Source organism: Paractinoplanes bogorensis (genome assembly GCF_018829635.1).
Classification (GTDB): domain Bacteria; phylum Actinomycetota; class Actinomycetes; order Mycobacteriales; family Micromonosporaceae; genus Actinoplanes; species Actinoplanes bogorensis.
Map to the genome: position 1 here is coordinate 444,573 of NZ_JAHKKG010000010.1, position 8,573 is coordinate 453,145.

The 8,573-nt window shown below is 69.6% G+C and carries 6 protein-coding genes; 3 read left to right on the plus strand and 3 right to left on the minus strand.

The features are described 5' to 3' along the window. Positions 1-1,959 (minus strand): hypothetical protein, encoded by a 1,959-nt coding sequence (locus KOI35_RS32175; RefSeq protein WP_215792422.1) that lies wholly within the window; start codon positions 1,957-1,959, stop codon positions 1-3. 167 nt (positions 1,960-2,126) lie between these two features. Here KOI35_RS32175 and KOI35_RS32180 point away from each other — a divergent pair, with 167 nt between their 5' ends. The 3 genes from KOI35_RS32180 to KOI35_RS32190 all read left to right on the plus strand — a co-directional run bounded on the left by KOI35_RS32180 (position 2,127) and on the right by KOI35_RS32190 (position 5,236). Then, complete coding sequence (locus KOI35_RS32180; protein ID WP_246614143.1) at positions 2,127-3,263, plus strand: sensor histidine kinase; 1,137 nt, start codon at positions 2,127-2,129, stop codon at positions 3,261-3,263. Then, entirely contained in the window at positions 3,260-3,931 is a 672-nt protein-coding gene (locus tag KOI35_RS32185; protein ID WP_215792424.1) for a response regulator, read from the plus strand. Before KOI35_RS32180 ends, KOI35_RS32185 begins: the two co-directional genes overlap by 4 nt. 117 nt (positions 3,932-4,048) lie before the next feature. Further along, on the plus strand, positions 4,049-5,236 hold the full coding sequence (locus tag KOI35_RS32190) for a fumarylacetoacetate hydrolase family protein (RefSeq protein WP_215792425.1): 1,188 nt from the start codon (positions 4,049-4,051) through the stop codon (positions 5,234-5,236). On the opposite strand, the gene KOI35_RS32195 is transcribed toward KOI35_RS32190, so the two are convergent. Together KOI35_RS32195 and KOI35_RS32200 are read right to left on the minus strand one after the other, a co-directional pair. Further along, positions 5,226-5,855 (minus strand): TetR/AcrR family transcriptional regulator, encoded by a 630-nt coding sequence (locus tag KOI35_RS32195; protein WP_215792426.1) that lies wholly within the window; start codon positions 5,853-5,855, stop codon positions 5,226-5,228. The two genes, KOI35_RS32190 and KOI35_RS32195, sit on opposite strands and share 11 nt — an antisense overlap. Before the next feature lie 26 nt (positions 5,856-5,881). Continuing rightward, the gene (locus KOI35_RS32200; protein WP_215792427.1) at positions 5,882-8,323 is read right to left on the minus strand and encodes a sensor histidine kinase; all 2,442 of its coding nucleotides are present in this window, start codon (positions 8,321-8,323) and stop codon (positions 5,882-5,884) included. Positions 8,324-8,573 lie beyond the last annotated feature (250 nt).

Below are 8,573 nucleotides of genomic sequence, written 5' to 3' on the forward strand. Positions count from 1 at the left end.
CTACCCGAGCCGCAGGTCCGTCGAGCAGTAGGCGGTGTAGGCGAGTCCGAACAGGTCGCCCTCGCCGAGCAGTTGGAGCCTGACCGCCCGCAGCGACTCGCCGACCGTACGCCCGGCCCCGAACGACGACCAGAACGTCTCCGCCACCCGCCCGGCCAGTTCCTGCTCGACCACCGTCTCGACGCCGATCACACCGCCGGCGTAGATGCCGCAGAACGCGTCGACGAAGTGGGCCAGGGAATTCGGGGTGATCTCCACCGAGCTGCAACTGTTGATGAAGACGAGTGGCGACGTGTCGGCCCAATGGTCCTTCGGCCACACGTCGTCGTGCAGCACGGTCAGATCGGACGGGGTCAGCTTCTTGCCCTCGAACTCCAGATATGGCAACGGTTCCAGAGCTCCGGGCAGAGCTTGGCGCCGACCGTGGCAGTAGAGATACACCAGGGGAAGGTCAGGCTGGGCCAGCGCGTCCATCAGGCCGGCCAGCCCCGCGTAGGAACGTGCGCCGATCGCCGGGTGCAGTGCCTGGAGCCGGGCCAGATGGAGGGCCAGCAATTCGTCGTCCATCCGGGATCCGACACCGACCACCATCGGCGACGGGCGTGCACCCCAGATCCGTGTCGGCAGGCTTCGATCGCTTTCCAGCGACGGCGGCTGCTCCACCAGGTGCCGCATACCCCAGAAGCCGTACGGGCACAGCACGTTGTAGCGATGCTCGGCCTCGTACGGGCATCGGGGCGGAGCGGGGGACGGCATGCTCTCGACGATCTTGCACGGGCGATGGTCCTTCTCGTCACTCAGCAGTTTGATGTCGTAGACCAGCGCCCAGGGAAACGCCATCGCACTGCCGGAGGTGCGGCCGACCTGGATCGTGGCCGGTTCCCGGAGCAACCGCTGGATGTCGTCCCGTCGCTTCGGGAACCGGCCTCCGAACAGGAGATTCCACAAGCGGTAGCCTTCCACGGCAAGTCGGGCGAGATCCGCCCCCAGCCCATCTCCCGGGTTCTCCTTCACCCTCCGCAGGGCCAGCCAGGCGACCCGGGACGCCGCGTCCACCTGCCCCTCGGTCAACCGGATCGAGAAGCGCTCCGGGCCGAGGCCGCCGATGGTGAGCACATGCGACCCGTCCATGGCTTGATCGCCGACGACGTTCACTCCCCGCCCGGGCAGCGTGGTGAGCCGATTCAGAAGTCCGCCCAACGAGTAGTCGATCCGGGCGTGCGCACCGAATCCCGGCACCTCCCGCGGCCGGACATCGGTAGTGATCGCCTGGCTCTGCACCAGGCTGCCGCGATACGTGACCGTCAGGCGGAGGTCGGCGCGCCCGGCCTCGGCCGGCGCAACGACGGGAATCACGAGATAGGGCGAACGATCGTCGGCCCGGCAGCGGTGCCGGAAGGTGCCAGGGTCACAGTCACACGTCCAGGCTCGCCCCTCGGCCGGGAGGAAGATCGGCCGCTCGGTGCTGTCCAGTGCGTAGTCCTGGCTGGTCGCGGCCACCATCAGCCAATAGCCGACCCGGGTCGGCCCGAGTTCCTCGACTGGAAACGGCCGGGGATTCTCCACGATGCTGTCGTCGGACCAGGGGCCGACGTCCACGCGAAGGAAGTACGCGCCCCCGGCCCCGGGGCACAGGGTCGCCGGCAACGCGGGGCTGCCGGCTTCGCGCGTGAAGCAGGTGTTGACGTAACGGGCTCCGTGGACGGGAGCCTGCCGATCGGCCAGGACCGGCGGCCGCACCGTGCGCACCAGGTCATCCAGCACCAGCCGGGCCTGCGCCACCGCCTCGTCGTCGTGGTCGAAGAGACCGGGCAACCGCTCGTCGACGTCGACGTCGTCAGCCTCGACCAGCAGCCGGCTCAGCCGTCGGAGGAACAGGGGTTGAGTCTCTTTCGGGACCAGTGCCAGGAACTCGGGCAGGGCCTTGGCCAGCACCTTCCGAAGCACGCCGAGGTTCACATGATCTCCCCTCACCCTCGGGCCAATGTAGTGGCCCAAGGGTGACCTGGCGATCCTCCGAAAGCGTCGGACAGCCGTGGCGGTCACGGCCAGAGAGATCATCGAAATCAATCTGTACAGTGTTAGGATTGCTGCTCCCGACACAGATCAGGAGCAGCCCAGTGGTGATGCGCGCGCTCCCGTTCTGGGCCTGGTGCGTGATGGCGCTTTTCCTCACGTGCCTCTACACCGTCTCGGTTCCGGTCATCATTTCCCTGTACGAACTGAATCTGGTCACCGCCTTCACCATCACCACCGTGCAGTGCGGCTCGCTTGTGCTCGCGATCTTCCGGCCGAGGCCCGCGGTCGTCGTGCATCTGGCCTCGGTCGTCGCGCTGGTGCTGGCCACCCGGCACGCCGACGACGAGCCCTGGCCGCTCCCGATCCCCGCGATGCTGTCGCTCGGCGCCCTGATCCTGCTGCTGGGTCTGCGTGAGCGCTGGCCCACCCCGGTGGTCACCTGGTGGTCGAGCGTCGTCGTGCTGATCGGGCTGATCGTGGCCAACCCGGCCCGATACCAGAATCCCGACCAGTGGGGCACGAACCTGTCGATCTACGCCGGTTACACGGCCACGGTGCTGGTGGCGGCGATCGCCCTCGGCCAGCGGCGCCGGATCCGGGCCGAGCTGGCCGCCGCGCGGCGCGGCAAAGAGCTCGTCGAGGAGCGGGCCCGCATCGCGCGCGAGTTGCACGACGTGGTCGCGCACAGCATGTCGCTGATCCACATGCAGGCGATGTCGGCCCCGATCCGTTTGCGGGGCGCGGATCCGGCCACCATCGACGGCGAGTTCCGGGACATCGCCCGGGGTGCCCGCACGGCGCTCGACGAGATGCGCCAGCTTCTGGGCGTCCTGCGTTCCGACGACGCTGACCGGCAGCCGCAGCCGGGCCTCGGCGACCTCGACGAGCTGATCGCCGCCACCTCCCGGGCCGGCATCCCGATCCGGCTGGCGGTCGACCCCGTCGCGAACGAGGCGAGCCCGCTGGTCCAGCTCACGATCTACCGCATCGTGCAGGAGGCGCTCAGCAACGTCGTCCGCCACGCGCCGGCCGCCGCCACCGAGGTGATCATCAAGGCGAACCATGTTTCCGTACGGAATGAAGCCCCCGCGACGGCCACGCCCAGCCCGGACCGTGGTGGTCAGGGGCTGCGCGGCATGCGGGAGCGGGTCATGCTGCTCGGCGGCCGCCTCACGACCGAGCCCACGACAGACGGCGGCTATCTCGTCGAGGCAACCATCCCCGCCCCATCGGAGCAGCCATGACCATCCGTGTGCTCATCGTCGACGACCAGCCCATGTACCGCGTGGGCCTGGCCGCCGTGCTCGGCGCCGAGGACGACATCACCGTGGTCGGCGAGGCCGGCGACGGCGCCGAGGCGTTGTCGCGCAGCCGTTTCCTGCACCCCGACGTCGTCCTGATGGACGTCCGGATGCCCAAGATGAACGGGATCGACGCCACCCGCGAGCTGACCCGCGCCACCGGTCCGGCACCCGTCCCCCGGGTCATCATGCTGACCACTTTCGACATCGACGACTACGTGTATGCCGCCCTGGAGGCGGGCGCGAGCGGCTTCCTGCTCAAGGACGCCGACGCCCCACAGCTCGCCAACGCCGTGCAGGTCGTGGCCCGGGGCGACTCGCTGATCGCCCCGCAGATCACCCGCCGGCTCATCGAGAACTTCGTCGGCAGCCGCCCGGCCGGCCTGAAACCGGTCACCGTCCTCAACAGCCTCACCGAGCGCGAGCGGGAGGTGTTCCGGCTGATCGCCACCGGACGCTCGAACGCCGAGATCGGCCAGGACCTGTTCATGGCCGAGCAGACCGCGAAGACCCACGTCAGCCGGATCCTGACCAAGCTGCATCTGCGCGACCGGGTCCATGCCGTACTGCTCGCCTATGACACCGGTGTCGTCAAACCCGGTTCGTCCTGACGCAGCCCGTACGCCGGTACGGCCCACCCGCACCCGCGGGGTGATGCCCCGTTCCGGTTCCCGTTCGTACGTTTCTGCTCGCCACCCCGGCAGCAACTACGAATCAGGAGAACCGTCATGAAGACTCTCGTAGTCACCGGCATCGTCGCCGCCACCCTGACCGCAGCGGGCCTGGGCTCGTACGGCGTCGCCCGCGCCCTCCCGGCCGAGTTCCCGCTCGTCTACGCCGAGAAGCTCGACCCCGCCGCCACCGGCCACGTCACCATCGCCGACCCGGCCACGGCGCTGACCTTCGCCCGCGTCGACCGGGGCGACGGCCCGAGGGTGCTGGCTGTCACCGCGTACGGGAAAGGTCTGATCAGTGGGGTTGATCTTGGAGGCGACTTCACCGAGCCCATCGCCGCCTTCGACAAGCTCGGGTACGAGGCCATCCGGGCGATCGCGACCGACCCCGGCCGGAAGCGCGTCACGGTGGCCGCCGCCGACACCCTGACCTCGCTGGACACGCACTCGCACCACGTCGGCATCGGCACCAACTACAAGGAGCACCAGGCCGAGGCGACGATCGAGGAACCGTTCGTCTTCCCCAAGATCGCCGAGCCGACGAACTCGCACAGCCCGCTTCCGGTCGGCGCCGGGCTGCTCGACTACGAGGTGGAGCTGGGCATCGTCGCCCTGAACGACATCAGCGCGGCAACGGGCGTACCGGAACATCTGGGTCTGGTCCTCTCCAACGACTGGACCGACCGCGAGCTGCTGGTCAGCCAGATCGAGCCGGACAACCTGACCGGCGGGGCCGGGTTCACCAACGCCAAGAGCCAGCCCGGTTTCCTGAGTACCGGCGACCTGTTCGTCATCCCGGCCGACTGGGCGGCGTACTACACGAAGTTGCAGCTCGACCTGTTCGTCAACGGTGATCTGCGCCAGCGCGCCCACCCGGACAACCTGATCTGGGACGTCCGCACGATGATCGCGAAGACGCTGGCCGCCGGCGATCGCACCTGGGACAGCGACGGGGTGCCGACCCTCCTGACCGACCGGCCCGGCGTCATCACCCGCGGCACGATCCTGCAGACCGGCACCCCGGAGGGCGTCGTCTACCGCGCACCGGACACCCGCCAGCGGTTCCTCGGCTTCCTGGAGTGGGCCGGCAGCTTCGGCACCAACGCCGACTCCATCGTGGACTCGGCCCTGCAGGTGTACGTCCGCGACGCCCGCAACGCCGGCGTCTATCTCAAGCCCGGCGACGAGATCGTCACCCGGGCCGACGGCCTCGGTCAGATCTTCACCACGATCACGAACTGAGCCCGGCGACCAGCACGTCGAGGACGCCGCCGACGGCGGCGTCCTTCTGCTCGTCGCTCAGCTGCGGCAGCAGGTCGAGCAGCATCATCGACAGGCCGTGCACGGTCGCCCAGCTGGCCAGCACGGCCCGCTCGGTGTCCCCGGGCCGCATGCAGCCGGCCTCGCTGAGCCGGGTGAGCGCCCGCAGCAGGAAGACCTTGGGCTTGAGCCGGCCGTCATCGTCCTTTTCGGCGGGAACCCGGAGACCGGTCGGGTCGCCACCCATCGCGGTCCGGAACAGGCCCGGCTCGGCCAGCGCGAACCGCACGTAGGCGCGGCCCACCTCGATCAGATAGGTCTTCGCCGCCTCCGCCGGGTCGTCCGGCTCGTTCGCGGCCACGGCGTCGAGGTCGGCCGCCATCGCTTCGGCCATGTCCCCCCGGGCCTGCTCGGCCACCGCCTTCTTGAGCGCGGTCAGGGTCGCGAAGTGCCCGTACGCCGAGTTCGGCGCCACCCCCACCGCGCGGGTCACCTCGCGCAGCACCACCGCCTGCGGACCACCGTCCCGGGCCAGGCCGATCCCCGCCGTGATGAGCGCGGACCGCAGGTCGCCGTGGTGATAGGTAGCGCGAGAGACCATGGCTCGATCCTGGCAGTGTGACCGGGTCACGGCAAAGTGGGCAGCGTCAGCACCATGGTGAGTCCGCCGCCCGGGGTGTGCTCGGGAACCAGGGTGCCACCCATCGCCTCGGTGAGACCACGCGAGAGGGCCAGCCCGAGGCCGACACCGGTGTGGTTGTCGCGGTCGCCGAGCCGCTGGAAGGGCAGGAACACGTCGTCCCACCGGTCCTCGGGAATGCCCGGTCCGTGGTCGATGACCCGCAGCTCGGAGACTCCGGCCGTGACCGTCGGCGGCCGGCCGGGCGGGCTGTACCGCAACGCGTTGGCGACCAGGTTGACCAGCACCTGTCGCAACAACCCCGGATCGGCGTGCAGCGGCGGCAGATCGTCCGGGATCTCGACGACCACCAGGCGACCCTCCTCGCCCAGGTCGTCCAGCGCGCCCGGCACGATGTCCTCGGCGCCGATGTCCACCGCGGTCACGCCGAGCGCGCCCGCCTGCAGCCGGCTCATGTCGAGCAGGTTGGTCACCAGCCGCACCAACCGGTCCAGCGACTCGTCGGCGGTGGCCAGCAGCTCGCGGCGGTCCTCCTCGTCGAAGTGGACCTCGTCGCTGCGCAGCCCGGCCACCGCCGCCTTGGCCGAGGCCAGCGGCGTGCGCAGATCGTGGCTGACCGCGGCCAGCAGTGCGGTGCGCATCCGGTCGGCTTCGGCGACGGCGGTCAACGCTTCATGCCGCATCGCGATCGCGGCCTGCGCGGCGAACGCCTCCACGATCCGCCGGTCCGACGCCGCCAGTGGATGACCACGCAACAACATCGTCAGGTTGTCGTCGACCTTGACCTCCACGTCGGCATCCTTCGGACTGGCGCAGGCCTCCCCCACGTGCGCGACCACCGTGCCCTTGTCCAGCAGGGTCACCGACTCGAGCGTGAACGTCTCGCGCAGCCGCTCCAGCAACGCCATCAGCGGCCGCTCACCGCGCAGCACGCTGCCCGCCACCGTGGCGAGGGTCTGCGCATCGGCCGAGGCGGCCGCGGCCTGCCGGGTCTTGCGGGCCGCGGTATCGACCACCCAGCTCACCGCCACCGCCACCACCACGAAGATCGCCAGCGCGAGCAGATTGTCGCCCTCGGCGATGGTGAGCCGCCCGTACGGCAGGGTGAAGAACCAGTTCAGCAGCAGCGACCCGGCCACCGCGGCCAGCAGGGCCGGCCACAGTCCGCCGACCAGGGCGACCCCGATGACGAGAGCCAGGAAGAGCAGGATGTCGTTGGTCAGCGACAGCGACGGCCCGACCTCGAGCACGGCGGTCAGGGCGGGCAGGCCGAGGACCGTCACGACGAAACCGGCGATCCGGCGGCGCCGGGAGAGCGCGGCCGGCAACCTGCGCCTCCGCCGCCCCTGGGCCGCCCGCTCGTGGGTCACCAGATGCACGTCGATGCTGCCGGACATGGCGGTGGTGGTAACGCCCACACCGGCCGAGAACAGCTGCGCGATCTTGCCCCGGCTGGACGCCCCCAGCACGATCTGGGTCGCGTTGACGGCCCCCGCGAAGTCGAGCAGCGCCCGCGGCACGTCCGCCCCGACCACCTGGTGATAGGTGCCGCCCAGGCTCTCCACCAGAACCCGCTGCCGGGCCAGCACAGCCGGATCCGCCCCGGCCAGACCGTCGTTGCGGGTGACGTGCACGGCCATCAGGTCGGCGCCCTTGTCGCGGGCCGCGATCCGGGCCGCCCGGCGGATCAGCGTGTCGCCCTCGAGCCCACCGGTCAGGGCCACCACGATCCGCTCGCGGGTCTCCCAGGTCGCGCTGATCCGGTGATCCGCCCGGTACTTGTCCAGCTGCTCCTCGACCTTGTCGGCCAGCCACAGCAGGGCCAGTTCGCGCAGAGCGGTCAGGTTGCCCGTACGGAAATAATTGCCCAGCGCGGCATCGATCTTCTCGGGCTGATAGATGTTGCCGTGCGCCATCCGCCGGCGCAGCGCCTCCGGCGTCATGTCGACCAGCTCGACCTGCTCGGCCGCCCGCACCACCGCGTCCGGCACGGTCTCGCGCTGCTGCGCCCCGGTGATCTGCGCGACCACGTCGTTGAGCGACTCCAGATGCTGGATGTTGACCGTGGTCAGCACGTCGATCCCGGCGTCCAGCAGCTCGTTGACGTCCTGCCACCGCTTGGCGTTGCGCGACCCCGGCACGTTCGTGTGGGCCAGTTCGTCGACCACGGCCAGCTCAGGCTTGCGCACCAGCAACGCGTCGAGATCCATCTCGGTGAAGCCGGCCCCGCGATACCGCATCTCGGTGCGCGGCACCACCTCGAGGTCGGCGATCATCGCCTGGGTGTGCTTACGCCCGTGCGTCTCGACCAGCCCGACCACCACATCGGTGCCGCGCTCGGCCCGCCGATGCGCCTCCTCCAGCATCGTGTAGGTCTTGCCCACGCCGGGAGCAGCACCGAGAAAGATCCGCAGTTCGCCACGTGCCATGTCGTCCGCTCTCTTCGGCGGTAGTTTCCAGCATCAAGATCAAGAACCTGACGTCCCAGCGTGGTGGTAATGCTCGGACTTCACCGTCAAGAGCCTGATGTCCCGGCTGAGTGGTGGGTGACGGACCGTCGCTCCCGGCACCCCTCTGTCAAGGGTTTGTGGTGGGTGGTGTTTTAGGCTGGTGGTTGGCGGGTTCGGGTTGTGACTTTTCCGAAGTGCTGGTCCTGGGGTTTGGGTCGGCCGCGCTGGA

Coding starts and splice junctions, on each gene's coding strand:
- KOI35_RS32180 (WP_246614143.1), top strand. CDS start 2,127: ATGCGCGCGCTCCCGTTCTGGGCCTGGTGCGTGATGGCGCTTTTCCTC.
- KOI35_RS32185 (WP_215792424.1), top strand. CDS start 3,260: ATGACCATCCGTGTGCTCATCGTCGACGACCAGCCCATGTACCGCGTG.
- KOI35_RS32190 (WP_215792425.1), top strand. CDS start 4,049: ATGAAGACTCTCGTAGTCACCGGCATCGTCGCCGCCACCCTGACCGCA.
- KOI35_RS32195 (WP_215792426.1), bottom strand. CDS start 5,855: ATGGTCTCTCGCGCTACCTATCACCACGGCGACCTGCGGTCCGCGCTC.
- KOI35_RS32200 (WP_215792427.1), bottom strand. CDS start 8,323: ATGGCACGTGGCGAACTGCGGATCTTTCTCGGTGCTGCTCCCGGCGTG.